The sequence below is a fragment of the Roseovarius sp. A-2 genome, from assembly GCF_002072155.1.
GTDB lineage: Bacteria > Pseudomonadota > Alphaproteobacteria > Rhodobacterales > Rhodobacteraceae > Roseovarius.
The window spans coordinates 1-16,398 of sequence record NZ_BDIY01000003.1; the positions used below are offsets into that span (position 1 = coordinate 1).

At 64.9% G+C, this 16,398-nt stretch carries 12 protein-coding genes and 4 pseudogenes; 3 read left to right on the forward strand and 13 right to left on the reverse strand.

Annotated elements, in window-relative coordinates:
• Positions 1-134: pseudogene (locus BHD06_RS24190) on the reverse strand (MBL fold metallo-hydrolase); the annotation flags it as partial.
• Between the two features lie 244 nt (positions 135-378).
• Here BHD06_RS24190 and BHD06_RS05360 point away from each other — a divergent pair.
• Positions 379-456: pseudogene (locus BHD06_RS05360) on the forward strand (ABC transporter ATP-binding protein); the annotation flags it as partial.
• Between the two features lie 66 nt (positions 457-522).
• Positions 523-612: pseudogene (locus BHD06_RS24195) on the forward strand (lipocalin family protein); the annotation flags it as partial.
• Positions 613-653: 41 nt separating this feature from the next.
• On the opposite strand, the gene BHD06_RS05370 reads toward BHD06_RS24195, so the two are convergent.
• From BHD06_RS05370 to BHD06_RS05405, 8 genes are all read right to left on the reverse strand, one after another.
• A complete protein-coding gene (locus BHD06_RS05370) occupies positions 654-1,943 on the reverse strand; it encodes a sorbosone dehydrogenase family protein (RefSeq protein ID WP_080455973.1) in 1,290 nt (429 codons plus the stop codon).
• A gap of 153 nt (positions 1,944-2,096) precedes the next feature.
• Positions 2,097-3,722: a dihydroxyacetone kinase subunit DhaK gene (locus tag BHD06_RS05375; RefSeq protein WP_080455974.1), complete on the reverse strand. Its 1,626-nt coding sequence runs from the start codon at positions 3,720-3,722 to the stop codon at positions 2,097-2,099.
• A 13-nt stretch (positions 3,723-3,735) separates the two neighbouring features.
• Complete coding sequence (locus tag BHD06_RS05380; protein WP_080455975.1) at positions 3,736-4,734, reverse strand: ABC transporter ATP-binding protein; 999 nt, start codon at positions 4,732-4,734, stop codon at positions 3,736-3,738.
• The gene (locus tag BHD06_RS05385; RefSeq protein ID WP_080455976.1) at positions 4,727-5,824 is read right to left on the reverse strand and encodes an ABC transporter ATP-binding protein; all 1,098 of its coding nucleotides are present in this window, start codon (positions 5,822-5,824) and stop codon (positions 4,727-4,729) included. Before BHD06_RS05385 ends, BHD06_RS05380 begins: the two co-directional genes overlap by 8 nt.
• A 2-nt stretch (positions 5,825-5,826) precedes the next feature.
• Positions 5,827-6,015, reverse strand: coding sequence for a hypothetical protein (locus BHD06_RS05390; protein WP_080455977.1), 189 nt, complete (start codon positions 6,013-6,015; stop codon positions 5,827-5,829).
• A complete protein-coding gene (locus BHD06_RS05395) occupies positions 6,012-6,950 on the reverse strand; it encodes a carbohydrate ABC transporter permease (RefSeq protein ID WP_080455978.1) in 939 nt (312 codons plus the stop codon). The genes BHD06_RS05390 and BHD06_RS05395 overlap by 4 nt, the downstream gene beginning before the upstream one ends.
• Complete coding sequence (locus tag BHD06_RS05400) at positions 6,947-7,894, reverse strand: carbohydrate ABC transporter permease (RefSeq protein ID WP_080455979.1); 948 nt, start codon at positions 7,892-7,894, stop codon at positions 6,947-6,949. Before BHD06_RS05400 ends, BHD06_RS05395 begins: the two co-directional genes overlap by 4 nt.
• Positions 7,895-7,999: 105 nt before the next feature.
• Positions 8,000-9,316: an ABC transporter substrate-binding protein gene (locus tag BHD06_RS05405; RefSeq protein ID WP_080455980.1), complete on the reverse strand. Its 1,317-nt coding sequence runs from the start codon at positions 9,314-9,316 to the stop codon at positions 8,000-8,002.
• Positions 9,317-9,495: 179 nt separating this feature from the next.
• Between BHD06_RS05405 and BHD06_RS05410 the strand changes: the two genes are divergently transcribed.
• Positions 9,496-10,569: a LacI family DNA-binding transcriptional regulator gene (locus tag BHD06_RS05410; RefSeq protein WP_080455981.1), complete on the forward strand. Its 1,074-nt coding sequence runs from the start codon at positions 9,496-9,498 to the stop codon at positions 10,567-10,569.
• Here the strand turns inward: BHD06_RS05410 and BHD06_RS05415 are convergent.
• From BHD06_RS05415 to BHD06_RS05430, 4 genes and pseudogenes are all read right to left on the reverse strand, one after another.
• Complete coding sequence (locus BHD06_RS05415; protein WP_080455982.1) at positions 10,541-12,319, reverse strand: ABC transporter ATP-binding protein; 1,779 nt, start codon at positions 12,317-12,319, stop codon at positions 10,541-10,543. The two genes, BHD06_RS05410 and BHD06_RS05415, sit on opposite strands and share 29 nt — an antisense overlap.
• A gap of 63 nt (positions 12,320-12,382) precedes the next feature.
• A complete protein-coding gene (locus BHD06_RS05420; protein WP_080456305.1) occupies positions 12,383-13,189 on the reverse strand; it encodes a PHB depolymerase family esterase in 807 nt (268 codons plus the stop codon).
• Between the two features lie 63 nt (positions 13,190-13,252).
• Positions 13,253-13,963 carry a ligase-associated DNA damage response endonuclease PdeM gene (pdeM, locus tag BHD06_RS23625; protein WP_080455983.1) on the reverse strand — a complete coding sequence of 237 codons (711 nt, stop codon included), beginning with the start codon at positions 13,961-13,963 and terminating at the stop codon, positions 13,253-13,255.
• Positions 13,960-16,381: pseudogene (locus BHD06_RS05430) on the reverse strand (ligase-associated DNA damage response DEXH box helicase). Before BHD06_RS05430 ends, pdeM begins: the two are co-directional and overlap by 4 nt.
• Positions 16,382-16,398 lie beyond the last annotated feature (17 nt).

Genomic DNA, 16,398 nt, shown 5'->3' on the forward strand with positions numbered 1-16,398 from the left:
TCCATCACGCTATCGACCACCGCGCAGGCGTTGGAGCCGGGATCCTTCACCACGTAGCTGATCGTGTTGGTGGCCTCGTCAAAGAACGCCGTGACCTGCGGATGCACATCCATGTTCACCGGGTAATTGCCCATGATGCTCTCTCCTTTACTCCGGGATGCAAGTCCCGTTTGCACGACCAATAAAGCGTAGTGCCGGGATGTTCGGTGATAAGATCACAAACATTCTATAATCGGAATATAAAAACACAGCGATGTTCCCTCAAGTGTCGGGGGCACCTTTCCGACTTCCCATCACTGCCTTAAGGATTATCTGGCGTGACGAAGGAGCGTTTGCACCTGATCGGCGGGCGATATCGCCTTTCAGGCGCGGCGTGGCCTGCAGAAATACCCCAAACAACTTTCGGGCGGGCAGCAACAGCGAGTGACCACCGCCCGCACCCTTGCCGCCGGGCCATAACTCGTGCTGGCCGACGAGCCGACCGGCAATCTCGACGAGGCAGGCTCGGATGCCCGGACAATCACCTCGGTGCCCTATTGGGAAGGACCGGTCACCATCAGCGGCAACCATTCCGGCACCGGCTATCCGGAAATGACCGGCTACGATGAATGATCCGGTCACGCCGCGCGATCCGCAGCGTGACCGGATGGCCCTTAGCCGCCCGGCGTGAGCTTGTGGATCGAGCCTTCTTCCATGGCGGTATAGAGACTGCCATCCGGCCCCAGCACCAGTGCCCGGAAGCGGCCCGATTGCATCGGCAGGGTCATCTCGGTGACATCGACCACCGATGTATCGCCGTCGAGTTCGATCACGTCTATGCGCTGGCCGATCGGTGTGCCGCCAAAGCCGATGCCCATCAGGCTGACCGCCAGGGCCCCGTCCCAGTCGCCCCATTGCTCGCCCTGCAGGAAGGCGGCCGCCGAGGTGCCTTGCGACCAGCCATTGTTGGTCCAGATCGGCGGCATCGCGTCGGGATAGCTCTCGAAATCGGTCATCGGCATGAACGAGGCGCGCGCGTAGCGGTTCATTCCCTCCGATTGGTTGGGCATGTAACCGCAATACCCGTCCGGGCAGTCGCCGCGCCCGGCCATGTTGTCGCGCGGATCCCAGCCGCCATTACCCCCGTTCTGCAACGCGGTGATTTCGTCGGAATGCCAGGGGCCATGCTCGGCCGCGATCGGTGTGCCGGTGCCGGGATGAAAGGCGATGCCCTGCACGTTGCGATGGCCATAGGTATAGGTCCGAGTGTCAAAACCTTCAGGCGGCGTGTTTTCTTGATGGGCTTTTCCGTCGGTATCGAGTCGCAGCACCTTGGAACCCATAATCGTCGGGCTTTGCGGGATCTTCGGATTGTGGTTGTCGCCGGTGGTCAGCCAAAGCGCCCCGTCGGGGCCAAAGCGCACGCGCCCGCCATTATGCGCGCCGGGGCCTCCGAACGGGTGATCGCTGGCCTCCACCTTATACGGCACGTCATCGACAATGTCGGTGCGGTCTGACACGTCGGTGAAATCCTCGTTCACCACGAGGCGCATCAGACGGTTGGTGCGCGGGTTTGATTTCTCGGAGGTCGAATAGACATAGATCCGGCGGTTGTCGGAGAAATCCGGGTCGATCGCGACACCCATCATCCCGGCCTGCCCCTCGCAGACGAGATCGGCGGCCGCCGAGGCATAGCCCTCGCTGCCCGACATGCCCAGAAGCGCGTTGACGGTGCCGTCGGGCATCCGCACCGAGAGGCCGTCGCATTTCTCGGTGAAAAGCATCGTGCCATTGGCGAGAAAGGCCATGTCCCACGGGCTGTCGAGCCCGTCGAGTACGACTTCGTGTTGCAGGCTTGTGGTGTTCATGCCGGATTGCGCAAGCGCGGGGTTTGCGCCAATCACCGTGGCAAGGGCACCTGCGGCCAGGCTGGCCAAGGCGCGGTCGGTCGGTCGAATCGTCATGGTATCCTCCCTTCAACGGCCGCCATATGCGGCCGTTTTCCTGTATCGCGTCTTTCAGGATAACCCGGAATGCGTGTGCTGCAACATTCGGCAGGTCAAAAAGGGAAAGCCGAAGGCGACCCCGGGCATGGCCCGAGGTGGGTCGCGCGCCGCTCAGCGGTCGCTCAGGGCCTCGAACAGGCGTGCGACCGCCTCGGCCCCAGGATCGACATGGCCGCGCAATTGCTCAATGTTGATATAGGCGGCGCGCCCGGCGCGCGCGCGCTCCATCGCGGCGGTCTTGTCCGCGCCCTCGCGCGCCGCCTGTGCCGCCGCCGCCAGACCCTGCGGCAGGGCCGCGAGCGCGGGATGAAGCGCGTCGATCATGGTCCGGTCGCCGGGCCGCGCGCCGCCGATCTCCTGCATCCTTGCCAGCCCCGCCTCCAGCGCCTCGCCCATGCTCTGCCCGCTCGAGGCGGCATCGCCTGCCGCGGCAAAGAAGATTGCCAGCAACACCCCCGAAGAGCCGCCCATGGTCTCGCTCAACTCCTGCCCGATGGCACGATAAAGCTGCGTGTGATCCGAAAGCGGCAGCCGGTCCATCGCGGCGATCAGCGCGCGCGCCGCCGAGGCCAGGGTAGAGCCGGTATCGCCGTCGCCCGTCTTGGCGTCGAGCGCGTTGAGATCGGTTTCGGCGGCGATCAGGATCTCGCAGCACTGGGTCAGAAAGGCCCGTGTCGCCCCGTGATCCGAGGCCAGCGGGCGAATCGGGCGCAGCCCGTCAGGCAGTTCCACGGTTCCGACCGGCGCGATCTCGGCCATGCCCGGCCAGGCGGCCAGCGGCACGGCTCGGTGCAGCGCGGCCAGATCAGCCGCATCGGCAGGAAACAGCGATACCGAAAAGCCCCGCATGTCGAGCGAGGTCATCATCGCCGCCGGTCCCACAACATGCGACAGGCGGCCCGCGAGCGGCGACTGCACCAGCTCATGCGCCAACACCGCCATCTCCAGCACCGAGGCACCGCCCAGATTGTTGAGCAGCGCCACGTGCCGTACGTCCGGCGCGGTAAACGTCGCGAGCTTTTCGGCGACCATATGCATGGCCGAGCGCGCATCGGTATAGGCCACCTGCTCGACCCCGGCCTCGCCATGGATGCCAAGGCCCAGCTCGGCCTTGCCCGGTGCGATCCGCTCTTCACGCGGCGCGCCCGGCACGGTGCAGGTATCAAGCGACATGCCGATGGAATGCGTGCCCGTCACCACCCGCGCCGCCGCCGCCGCCACCTCGTGGAGCGGCGCGCCCTGCTCGGCCAGGGCACCGGCGATCTTGTGCACGAAAAGCGTACCCGCCACGCCGCGCGCCTGCGGCAGATCGGGCAGCGCGATATCGTCATCGACGATCACCATTTCGACCTTGAGGCCGAAGGCGCGCGCGCGTTCCGCCGCCAGCCCATAATTCAGCCGGTCACCGGTATAGTTCTTGACGATCAAGAGGCATCCCGCCTCGCCGGTCACGGCCATTATACCCGCCAGCACCGCATCGACCGAAGGGCTGGCGAAGACATCGCCGCAGACCGCCGCCGTCAGCATCCCCTCACCGACAAAACCCGCATGCGCCGGCTCGTGCCCCGAGCCGCCGCCCGACACCAGCGCCACGCGTGACCGGTCCCAGCCCGCGCGCATCACCACCCGGATATGCGGGTAGCCGTCCAGTCGCACCAGCCGTCCGCCCGAGGTGGCGATCAGCCCGTCGATGGCCTCCTGCACGATATCTTCCTTGCGGTTGATGAATTGGGTCATTCTCTCTCTCTCCTCAGGCCCGGATGCGCGCCCCGTCAGCGGCAAAGAAAAACGGACGATGCGGTGCGATGGCGACCACGTCGCCCCTGCGCAGGGCGGTATGCGGGTCGGTCACGGTGACGATGTCATGGTCGCGGAAATTCAGATGCAGCCGGGTCTGATCGCCCAGCCGTTCCACCCTTGTGACACGTGCGTCCTGCCCCTCTCCCTGCCGGATCTGCTCGGGCCGCAGCCCGATGGAGCGCGCGCCGGGTGGCGCGGTGCCAAAGAGATCGGCGGGCAGGATGTTGATGCGCGGCAGGCCCAGGCGGCTCGCGGCATAGATGCTGACCGGGTCCTCGTAGATCTCGCGCGGGGTGCCGGTCTGCACCAGCCTGCCTTCGTCGAGCACACCCACATGCGTGGCCATGGTCATCGCCTCGATCTGGTCATGGGTGACATAGAGGATCGTCGCGCCCGAATCCGCCTGAATGGATTTCAGCTCGATCCGCAGGTCGGCGCGCAGCTTGGCGTCGAGCGAGCTGAGCGGCTCATCCATCAGATAGGCAACCGGGTCGCGCACCAGCGCGCGCCCGATCGAGACGCGCTGCATCTCGCCACCCGAGAGCGCGGTCGCCTTGTTGTCGAGCTTGTGCGCGATTTGCAAGGTTTCGGCGACCCGCGTGACCTTTTGCGCCATCGCGTCGCGGGGCGTGCGCAGAAGCGGCGATTTGAGCGGAAATTCGAGGTTTTCGCGCACCGTGAGATGCGGGTAGAGCGAATATTGCTGGAACACCATCGCCACGTTGCGCTGCGCAGGCGTCAGCCCGGTCACCTCTTGCCCGCCGATCCGCACCTCGCCCGCATCGGGGCGCGTCAGGCCCGAGACCGCGCGCAGCGTAGTGGTTTTGCCCGCCCCGGTCGGCCCGAGCAGCACCATGAAGGCGCCATCCGGCACATGCAGGTCGAGCGCGTCGAGCGCGGTGGTGGTGCCGTATCGCACCGTGACGCCCGAGAGCGTGACCTCAGCCATGTGACAGCACCCCCTCATTGGCCGAGGAGCGCAGCGCGCGCCCGGTCGCCGTGTCAAAGACCGACAACGTGCGCGCATCGAGGTCGAGCCCGGCGGTCTCGTGCATCGCAACCCGCCGATCCGAGGCAATGCGCGCCTTCACCTCGCCGAACGCCGTGCGCAGGGTGACGATCTGCGTGGTGCCGAGATATTCGGTTGCCAGCACCTCGCCGCGCAGCGCGCCCGAATCGCTCAGCCGCACATGCTCGGGCCGCACGCCTAGCGCGAAATCGCCTGCCACCCCCTCGCGCAGCGCTGGCATGGCAAGCCGCGCGTCGCCTAGCATCACGTGATCGGCACCCGCGCCGAGCATGCCATGCCCGCGCAGCATGTTCATCGGCGGTGCACCGATGAAATCGGCTACAAACATCGTGGCGGGCCAGTCGTAGATATCCTGCGGCACGCCGAACTGTTCGACGACACCGTGATTCATCACCACGATCTTGTCGCCCATCTGCATCGCCTCGAGCTGATCATGGGTGACATAGACGGTGGTCGCCCCCATCCGGTCATGCAGCGCGCGCAGCTCTTCGGACATGCGTTCGCGGAATTCCGCATCGAGCGCGCCGAGCGGCTCGTCCATGAAGAACGCCTTTGGCTCGCGCACGATCGCCCGGCCAAGTGCGACGCGCTGCCGGTCGCCGCCCGACAGCCCGCCTACGGGTTTGTCGAGCATCGCCTCGATGCCGAGGATACGCGCCACCTCGGCGACACGCTCGCGGACCTGCGCGCGCTTCATGCCTTGGCTGATCAGCGGATAGGCGATGTTGCGACGCACGTTCATATGCGGGTAGAGCGCGAACATCTGGAAGACGAAGGCGATGTCGCGCTGGCTCGCCGGTTTCTGGCCGACCTCCTCACCGTCGATATAAACCCGCCCCGAGCTTGGCAGCTCCAGCCCGGCCATCATCCGCAGTGTCGTCGTCTTGCCACAGCCCGATGGCCCCAGCAGCATGAAGAATTCGCCATCCTCGACCGTGAATGTCGAGGATTGCACGGCGGTGAATGCCCCGAAGTCCTTGCGCAGATGTTCGATCTTGATCTGGGCCATGATCACTCCGGGAAATGGCTGACAATGAGGAACATCACCGTGCCCACAAGGATCACGATGAAGGACCACGTATAAAGCGCGAGGAAGAAGGGTTGCATCAGCATCACCACCCCCACCGCGATGAGGATCGAGGCCAGCATCTCCCACGGGCCGCGGCGCAGGCGTAGAAAGGCTTTGAGGATCTCACTCATTTGCGGACCGCCCCAAAGGTGATGCCCCGCAGCAGATGCTTGCGCAACAGGATGGTAAAGACCATGACCGGCACCAGAAAGATCGTGGCACCTGCGGCCACGGCGGGCCAGTCCTTGCCGCCGACGCCGATGATGGTGGGGATAAAGGGCGGTGCCGTCTGCGCGGTGCCCGAGGTCAGCAGCACCGCGAAGGCGTATTCGTTCCAAGCAAAGATCAGGCAGAAAATCGCGGTCGAGGCAATGCCGGTGGCCGCCTGCGGTAGCACCACCTTGGTAAAGGCCTGAAACCGGGTATAGCCGTCGATCAGCGCCGCCTCTTCGTATTCGACCGGGATTTCGTCGATGAACCCCTTGAGCAGCCAGACCGAGAGCGACAGATTAACCGCCGTATAAAGCAGGATCATACCGAGATGCGTGTCGTTGAGGCCCAGTTGGCGGAACATCAGGAAGATCGGGATCGCCACGGCGATGGGGGGCATCATGCGGGTACTCAGGATGAAGAACATCAGATCGTCCCGCAGCGGCACCCGAAAGCGCGAGAACGCATAGGCCGCGGCGGTGCCCAGCACCATGCACAGGAAGGTAGAGCCGAAGCCGATGATCACCGAGTTGACGAACCGCTCGCCATAGCGCGACGGCCCGGCGATGCTCTGCCCCTGTTCGCGCGCGATGCGTTCATACCATGTCTCGGCGGGCGGCGGCGTGGCCTGTTCCTCCTCGCTGATCCGGGTGCGCGTGGTGAACAGGTTGACATAGCCCTCCAGCGACGGTTCGAAGATGACCTTGGGCGGGTAGGCGATGGAATCCTCAGGTGATTTGAACCCGGTGGCGATGATCCACAAGAGCGGCAACAGCGTGATCATTGCATAGAGCACCACCGTCACACCGGCGATCCAGCGCGACAGGGGCGAGGGGTCGGTGACCGAATAACTCATCTTTCCTTCACCTTGTTCAGCGCCTTGACGTAGATCGAGGCCAATCCGAAGACGGTGACGAAAAGGATCACCGCATAGGCCGAGGCATAGCCGGTGCGCCAGCGCTCGAACGCCTCGCGCTTGAGGTCGATCGAGGTGAGCGTCGTGGTATTGCCCGGCCCGCCGCCGGTCAGTTGCACCACCAGATCGAACATCTTGAAATTCTCGATGCCGCGAAATAGCACCGCCAGCATCAGGAACGGCAGCACCATCGGCACGGTGATGGTCCAGAACTGCCGCCATTTGCTGGCGCGGTCACATTCCGCGGCCTCGTAGATTGACGCCGGGATCGAGCGTAGCCCGGCAAGGCAGATCAGCATCACGAAGGGTGTCCACATCCAGGTATCGGCGATCACGATGGCCCAGGGGGCCAGATGCACATCGCCGATCATCGAGAAACTCGCCGGATCAACGCCGGTGAAAAACGCCACGGCATGATTGAACAGCCCGATTTGCGGCTGATAGAGAAAGGTCCAGAAATTGCCGACCACTGCGGGGCTGAGCATCATCGGCAGTACGATCACCGTGGTCCAGAAATTGCTGCTCCGGAACTTGCTGTTGATCAGCCAGGCAAGAGCAAAGCCGATCAGCACCTGCAACACAATCGTCCAGATCAGAAAATGCGCGGTGGCCTGCATGGTCTGCCAGACATCGGCATCGGTCAGGATTCGCTCGTAATTGCGCAGCCCGATCCACTCGATATCCCGGTTCGGGCGGTTGACCCGGTAATTGGTAAAGCTGAGCCGGATCGTCCAGATCAGCGGAAAGATATTGACCGCCAGCAACAGAAAGAGCGTGGGGGCCACGAAAATCCACGCAATCGCCCGGTCCGACAGCCCCCGCACGCGGGCCGCGACCGGCTCGGGTGTGGCGTGGGCGGCGCGGGTGATCGTTGACTTGACCATGGGCGGAGCATCCTCTGGTGCCGGGCGCGGAATGCGGCGCGGCGATTCTGTGGTGACGGGTCGGGCGATGGTCCCGGGCGGGGTGGCACGCCCGGGATGCGGGGCCTAGAGCTTGCCCTCATCCTCGAAGATGATGGTCCAGTCCTCGACCAGCGCATCGAGCGCCTCCTGCGCCGTGCCGCTGCCTGCGATCACGTAATTGTGGACGTGATCCTGCATCGACAGCAACAGATCGGCATAGGCCGGTTCCGCCCAGAAATCCTTGACGATGGCCATCGAGTCCAGGAACGTCTGCGCGTAGGGCTGGCTACTGGCAAAGCCGGGGTCTTCGACCACCGCATTCAGCGCCGAATAGCCGCCCGATTCCCACCATTTCTGCTGCACCTCGGGCTGCGCGAACCACTTGATGTATTCAAGCGCCGCGTCCTGCTTCTCGGAATAGGCGACGACCGAAATCCCTTGCCCGCCAAGCTGCGCGAAATGCCCACCGGGCCCTGCCGGATTGGGGAAATAGCCCGATTTGCCGCCGCCGACATTGGGATCGGCCTCGACCCCCGGCCAGATGAAGGCAAAGTTCATCTGAAGCGCCACCTGCCCGGATTTGTAGGCGTCGATATTCTCGCCCATATACCAGTTGGACGAGCCCGGCGGCGTGCAGCAGTCATAAAGCGCCTTGTAGAATTCCAGCCCCGCCACCGCGCCTGCCGAATTGATATAGCCGTCCAGATCATAGGGGTTGTCGGGATTGTCGTATTCGAACCCGTAATTATAGAGCGCGTTGGTCACGCCCATTGTGATCCCCTCCGAGCCACGCTCGGTATAGATCGCGGCACCGTAGACCGTGGTGCCGTCGATCTCGCGGCCCTGAAAGAACTCGGCGATATCCTTGAGTTCCTCAAGCGTGTTCGGTGCATCAAGCGCGCGGCCGTGTTTTTCCTGGAACTCGGCCTGCAACTCGGGTCGCTCGAACCAGTCCTTGCGGTAGGTCCAGCCGACCACGTCGCCAAAGGCCGGCAACGCCCAGTAATTCGGCGTACCCTTGGGCCATTCCGAATAGCCGGTGACGGTGGCGGGGATGAAATCCGCCATGTCGATGCCTTCCTGCGCGAAGAAATCATTGAGCTTGACGTAATGCCCGCTTTCCGCCGCGCCGCCGATCCATTGGCTGTCGCCGATCATCAGGTCGCAGAGCTGTCCGCCTGAATTCAGCTCGTTCAGCATCCGGTCGGCGAAATTGGGCCAAGGCACGAATTCGAAACCCATGTCATGCCCGCTCTGCGCCTCGAAATCCTTGCTCAACTCGACCAGCGCGTTGGCCGGATCCCAGGCCGCCCAGCACAGTGTCAGGTCTTCGGCCTGTGCCGCCGGTGCGGTGCCGACGGTGAGCGCCGCCGCTGCGGTCAATGCGAGTGTGCTTTTCATTCCGAAACTCCTCCCAAGAGTGATGTCGCAGCCTCCTCGCAGCGACTCGGTAGTAAAATCTTCTTAGGTGACGCACGTGCATCAAAGCAAGAAAAATCTGAGGCACGTGCCTCAAATACCTTGCATGATGCCGAAATATTGCCGAAATTGGATCAGATTGAGGGAGGAAATACAGACAGATGCGCCCGACGACCAAAGATTTGGCCCGCGAGGCTGGGGTGAGTCGCGCCACCGTGGACCGCGTGCTCAATGGCCGCCCCGGCGTGCAGGAAAAGACCGTCAGAGCGGTGCAGGACGCCATTGCCCGGCTCGGTTTCGAGCGCAACCTCTCGGCGGCCAATCTCGCCAAGCGGCGGGTCTACCGATTCGATTTCCTGTTGCCGCGCGAGGGCGGCGAGTTTCTGGCCGAACTCGAGACGCAAATCCGCGACCACGGCCAGCAGATGCGCGCCGACAGCGTCGAGATCCGCGCCCGCCGTGTGCTCGAGCGCGATCCGCATCAGGTGGTGGCCACCCTTGCCGCGCTCTCGCCCGACGAGGTGGACGGCGTGGCGATCATGGCCTCTGAAAGCCCGCAGGTCCGCGACGCCACCCTGCGCCTGAACGAGCGGGGCATCCACGTGGTGCAGTTCATCTCGGGCCAGCACGGCGTGCGGCCCTTCGATTTCGTGGGCATCGACAACCATGCCGCCGGGGCCACGGCGGCGCGGCTGCTTGGCGGGTTCTGCAACCGCCTGCAGGGCCATGTCCTCGTGATCACCGAATCAATGAATTCGCTCGACAGCGCTGAGCGGCGGCTCGGCTTTGATCATGTGCTGAACACGCGGTTCGCGGAGCTTGCCGCCCTGCCCACGCTGGAGACCCATGGCGATCCGGCGCGCGCGCGGACCATCGTCGCCGCCGCCTTTCGCAATTTTCCCGATATCGTCGGGGTCTATGTCATGAGTTCCGAGGCCGCCGCGCCGCTCGACGCGATCCTGCGCCATGACCGGCACGCGCAGTTGACGATCATCGCCCATGAGCGAACCGAGAGCACCCTCGACCTGCTGGAGCGTGACCGGCTGGATGCGCTGATCGTGCAAAACCCTGGCCATGTGGTGCGCAGTGCGGTGCGACTGCTCAAAAGCCGTTGCGACGGCCGACAGCCGCTCGCCTCGCAGGACGATATCCGGATCGAGATCTTGCTGAAGGAGAATATCGGTGGTGCGCGGGTCCGGCAGACGCTTAGCGACCGTCAGCGCCCTGCGCCCTGAGCAGCCGTGCGTAAACACCGTCGCACGCAACCAGATCGCCATGGCGGCCTTGTTCCACCAGCCGCCCGGCCTTGAGCACATGGATGCAATCGGCATCCGCGACAGAGGCGAGACGATGCGCCACCACGATGGTCGTGCGCCCCTTGGTCAGCCGCTGCAACGCCGACCTGATTCGCGCCTCGGTGCCCTGGTCGAGCGCGCTCGTTGCCTCGTCCAGAAGCAGGATCGGCGCATCGGTCAGAAAGGCCCGGGCAATCGCGATTCGCTGCCTCTGCCCGGCCGAGAGTTGTGCCCCACGGGGCCCGACCGGCGTATCACCCCGCTCGCGGATCAACTCGGCGATCTCGGCATTCTCGGCGGCCTGCCGGATCTCGGCCTCGCTGGCATCGGGCCGGACGTAGCGGATGTTTTCCCGGATCGAATTGTCGAAGATCACGATATCCTGCGCCACCACAGCAAAGGCCGCGCGCAGGGCCGGGATACGAAGGTTGCGGATCGGCGTGCCGCCGATGGTGATCTCCCCGCCCTGCACATCGTAGAGCCGCGACAGCAGCGACAGCACCGTGGTCTTGCCCGCGCCGGTGGGCCCCACAATGGCCGAGACCTTGCCGCCCTCGAAGCGCACCGACAGCTCGTCGAAAAGCGGCTGATCGGCGTTATAGTCGAACCTGACGTTGTCGAACACGATATCGCCGCCGGTGTCAAACGCGCTCACCGCGTCCGGGGCATCGGTAATCGCAGGCCGCGTGTCCATCAGCGCGCGCAGCCGGTCGAGCACCACCATATGGGCCTGAAACTGCCCCAGATACTGCGCCAGAAGCCGCGCCGGATCGAAGACCAGTACCAGCCCCAAAAGAAAGGTGATGATCGCCGCACCGTCCATGTCAAAGGACGGACTGAGCACCATGTAGCCGCCGCCGCCGATCACCAGCACATAGACTACCGCCGAGGACAGGTCGATCGACGGCATCACCAGCGCCTGCGCGCGTTGCAGGTTCAGCGACAGATCGCGCAGCTTGGCGGTGTCCTTTTCAAGCCGCGCCGCCTCGACCTCTTCCTGACCGGCGATCTTGACCGTGCGCATCGCGCCCACGGTTTCCTCGATCGCGCTCATATAGCCCCCAAGCGCGCGGTCGGTCTCGCCTTGCAGGGTTCTCACCCGCGCCGAAACGTGGTTCATCACCCAAACGATGACCGGCAGCACCAGAACGGCGGCGCCGAACAGAAGCGGGTTCATCCAGATCAGATAGGCCGAGACGATCACCACCGTCGCCGCATCGCGCAGCGCGTTCACGCTGGCCAGCCCGATGAAATGGCCGAGCGTCTGCGTCTGCATCACGATCCTTTGCAGGATCTCGCCGCTTCGGGTGCGGTCGAAATAGGCGAGGTCCAGCCGCAGCACATGGCCGATCAGGTCGCCCCGCATCTGGTGAATCGCGCCATTTGACACTGTCGCTGCGATCCGCGGCACCAGCCAGCCCATCGCTCCGCGCAGAACGAAAAGGCCGAAGACCGCCAGGCAGATCACCGCCAGTTCGCGCAGCGTGCCGTGCTCAAAAATCACCCGCAACCCGGTCTCGGTGATCGCGAGGAATTGCTGATAGACAACCCCCTGCACAAGGATCATTCCGAGGACCAGGATCAGCCAGGGCGCGCGCCGCCGCAGGTAGCGCCGCCAGAACCAGCGCAGGTTGGCGCGGTCCCGTGACGAGAGGGTCGGCGCTTCGGCGGTTTGGTCGGGCTTGGACATGCAGGCAGGGCCGTGGTTGGAAAGGCGCGCCCCCCCTCATAGAGGCAATCGCTGCCCGCGTCATCACGGATAGCTGCGCGGCAGGTCCAGCAACTCGTCCAACTGCCGGGCTATCCAGCCACGCGGGATGAAATGGCCCCGCCCATGCACATCGAGCGCGATGCGCCCCTCGGCACAGTCCCAGGTGGTCCGGGCGAAGGTGTCGTGTTCGGTGATGCTCCATTCCCCGACGGATTGGCCCGCCCCGGAGCAGCCCATCCGCGCGCGCCACAGCCGGACCGGCCCGGTCGTCTCGCCATTCGGGCCAAAGGGGAAATCCATCACGGTGTCCGAGGTGCCATGGACGTGGCGCACCTCTCCCGGAGCCTCCGGGCAGGTCTCGTCCTGTCGCAGCGTGCCCGATACCGCCAGCAGCGCCGCCACCCCGTTCCCGCTCTCGCAGGCATAGCGCCAGGCCATGGCCGAGCCGTAGGAATAGCCCGAGACATAGATCCGGCTGCGGTCGATCGGATAACGTTTGGCCGCGTCCTCTATCACGGCACTGGCGAACGCCACGTCATCGGTCTGATCGGTCCAGAAATCCCACGTCTTGCCCTGTCCGTTGGGCGCGAGCAGCAGAACCCCGCGCCGCCGCGTCGCCCCCGAGATGCGGCCATGTTTGACGATCAGCGTGCCCTGCCGCATCCAGCCGTGGAAATGCAACAGCACCGGAAGGGATGATGTGCCGTCCCATTCGTCGGGTTCCTTGACGTGATAGGAGCGTGCGCCAAGCGGGCAGGGCACCTCGGCGTGACAGGCGGCGTGCTCCGGCCCGGAGGCGAACACGGTGACAGGCCAAAGAAGACACAGCAAGAACGGGATCAGGCGCATGGGCACTCCGGCAAACTTGGACCAAATTAACCGGAGTGCCTGAAATGTCATGTCACAAGCCTGTCAGGCACGCGGCATCGGCACCGCGTGCAGCATCGGCCCGGTCAGGAGCGCGATCGCCTCATGACGCATCAGCCCTGCAAAGGCAGCATCGTCGCTCCACAGACCGCCGGTATAGGTGCCGTAGGCGGGCAGGATCACCCGGTCGCTGTCGATCAGAAAGGCCGGGCGGCTGAGGCTGCGCCCGCGCAGGGCAAGCCGCGCCTTGGGGTGGTAATGGCCCGACACCTCGCCCGATTGCCCGGCCCGCGCGATATGGCGAAAGACCAGCGGCGGGTTGGGCAATTCTGCCATATGCGCGCCGCCCAGATCCACCGGGCCGGGATCGTGATTACCCTCGATCCAGACCCAGCGACGCCCGGCCTGCAACTTGGCGATCCACAGCTTCTCGGCGTCGGGCAGGGCATGGGCGGCGGCGCTGTCGTCGAAACTGTCGCCCAGGCAGATCACCGTGGCCGCCCCGGTACGGCGCAGATCCTCTTCCAGCCGGGTGAGGGTATCGCGCGTCTCGTAGGGGGGCAGGGGCGGTTCGCCCAATCGCGCGCGGCGTTCGGATTTTCCAAAATGCAGGTCCGACACACAGAGCAGGTTGCACGCCTCCCAGTATAGAGCGCCCGAGGGCAAGGCGGTAAGACCCGCGCCGGCGAGAGTAAAACTGTAACCGTCCATACCGCATTGGTGGCGCGGGCGGCGGGGAATGGCAAGGCCGGTCATCGCCCCCGGTCGACCGATGCCAGTCCCGCCGCCTGCATCAGGCGCGCTTTCCTTGGCCAAGAGCCGCTCTTGGGCCGCACCGTTGATCGGGGTGCGCCCGGCCTCGAGAAAGAGCGGGGCCGCAAGCGGGCTCACGCGCTTGAGGCGGCGCAGAGTGATGCGGCCATTGATACGATTGAGCATCTCCTCGATGCGGCCGAAATCCACCAGCCCGCGCATCGCCTCGGCCTGCGTGATGTCCAGCAGCAGGTGACCGGGGTCGTATTTCACCAGCGTGTCATAGAGGATATCGGACGAGATCGTGGTTTGCCTGCCATTCTTTCGCGCCTGCGGGCTGTTGCGTTGAATGAGCCCCGCGATGGTGGCCGAGGCGCGGAAGGTGCGTTTCATCACCGCATTGCCCATCAGCCAGCTTTCCAGCCCGTCGTGCAAGGTGTCGCGGGCAAAGATCGGGCCGGCATCGGTTAGCGGCTCCAGCCCCCAGATGAGCGTCGCGTAATCAGTCGAGACGAAGCCCAAGGGCGCAAGCCCCTCTGCCTCCATCCGCCTGGTGACCAGAAGGCCGAGGGTCTGCATCGCGTTTCGCCCGGCAAAGCCATAGATGCAGACATGCTCGCGGCCCTCATGCGGAAAGCTTTCGATCAGCAGGCGGCCGGCCTGCGGCATTTCCGAAAGGCTGCGCTGCAAGTTCAGCCAGTCGCGGATATGGGTGGGCAGGTCGGGCCAGTCGGGTTGATTGAGGATTGCGAGAATGCGTTCAGAGAGTTGCGTCGAGGTGGCGAATTTGGTGCCCGTGAACGTGGCGATCTTGGGCGTGCGCCCGGGGTCGCGGCTGACCTCGACGACCATTTCGCGCAGCGATTCAAAGCGCACGATCTGCCCGCCGATCAGGAAAGTGTCGCCGGGGCTGAGCGTGGCGGCGAAGCCTTCCTCGATCTCGCCTAAAGGCTTGCCTCCGCGCGCCCGGCGCATCCGCACCTTGAGCGTGTCGGTGTCCTGAATCGTGCCGATATTCATCCGGATCAGGCGTCGGCTGCGCGGATCGCGCAATTGCCAGAGGTCGTCGGGGCGCTGCTTCAGCCGCTGCCATTGGTCATAGGCTCTGAGCGCATAGCCCCCCGTGGCGCAGAACTCGAGGCAGGCGTCGAACTGCGCGCGGGTGAGCGTGGCATAGGCCCCGGCAGAGGCGACCTCGGTATATAGGTCATCCGCGTTGAACGGCCCCGCGCAGGCGCGGATCAGGATATGCTGGCAGAGGACATCACGCGGCCCGTCCCCGCGCGGCGCGCCATCCAGATCGCGATCCTTGACCGCCTGCAACGCGGCCAGACATTCCACCACCTCGAACCGGTTGGCGGGCACCAGGAGCGCCTTGGACGGCGCGTTATAGCGGTGATTGGCCCGCCCGATCCGCTGCACGAGGCGTTTGACGTTCTTTGGCGCGCCCACCTGAATGACCAGATCGACATCGCCCCAATCAAGCCCCAGATCTAGGCTGCCGGTGCAGACCACGGCGCGCAACTCGCCGCGCACCATCGCGCCCTCGACCCGCTCGCGCTGCACCCGGTCGAGGCTGCCGTGATGGATGCCGATGGGCAGCGCGTCCTCGTTGGCGAGCCAGAGGTTGCGAAAGAAGATCTCGGCCTGCGCGCGGGTGTTGTGGAAAATCAGCGTGGTCTTGTGACGGCGCAGCTGATCCAGAACGGCGGGGATTGCATAGGCAGCCCCGCCGCCGGACCACGGCGGAGCCTCGGCCGTTTCCAGCATGGCGATATCGGGATCGGGCCCGGGATCGGCGCGCAGGATGTCGCAAGGGTGATCGCGATGCGCCATGAAGCGGGCCAGGGCAGGCGGGTCCTCGACCGTGGCCGACAGTCCGACGCGTCGCATCCCGGGGCAAAGTGCGTGCAGACGTGAGAGCGCCAGCATCAGCTGATCGCCGCGTTTCGATTCGGCCAGGCTGTGCACCTCGTCCACCACCACGCGTTTCAGCCCGGCAAAGATGCGCGGCGCGTCTTCGTAAGAGGTCAGCAGCGCCAGGCTCTCGGGGGTGGTGAGCAGGATATGCGGCGGGTCGGCACGTTGGCGACGCTTGGCATGGGACGAGGTATCGCCGGTGCGATCCTCGATCCGGATGGCCAAGCTCATCTCCGCGACCGGCCGCGTCAGGTTGCGCCGGATATCCGCCGCCAGCGCCTTTAAGGGCGAGATATAGAGCGTGTGCAGCCCGGCGTGATCGGCCTGCGCCAGATCGGTCAGCGTCGGCAGGAACCCCGCCAGCGTCTTGCCGCCGCCGGTGGGCGCGATCAACAGCGTTGCGGGGTCTTCGGCGCGGGCGAGCATCTCGGCCTGATGCGGATGCAATCGCCAGCCGCGCGCGGCGAACCAGTGATCGAGGGGGGCGGGCAGGGCGGACATGACCGCAAACCTAGGCG